The following is a 259-nucleotide window of genomic DNA, read 5'->3' as shown; positions in this document are numbered from 1 at the left end:
GCTCAGCGGCCAGCCGCAACCGGAAGAACGCAGCGAAATCATCCGCCGGCGCCTGGCCTTTGACGCTGATCCGCAGAAGTTTTGCGCGCAATGGGATGAGGCGCAAACGACCTTGCGCGAGCGCTGCCAGCAGGCCCGTGAACGGCTGGGCAGCATCGCTCTGGATGATCAGTCTCTGGCTGTTGTAACTGAGCGCTGTTTTGCCGCCGCGGTGGATGGCATGCGTGCCGACCTGGTCTGGCTGCGCGCAGCGCGGGCC

General features: G+C 65.6%; 1 pseudogene. It reads left to right on the top strand.

From position 1 onward, the window contains the following. Nucleotides 1–259 (top strand): annotated as a pseudogene (locus GHO03_RS24945) (magnesium chelatase); the annotation flags it as partial.

The organism is Pseudomonas sp. FSL R10-1339, from assembly GCF_009600545.1.
Lineage (GTDB): Bacteria > Pseudomonadota > Gammaproteobacteria > Pseudomonadales > Pseudomonadaceae > Aquipseudomonas > Aquipseudomonas bubulae.
Note: the sequence above shows the minus strand (reverse complement) of the source record. Positions and strands in the feature narration are given on the sequence as shown.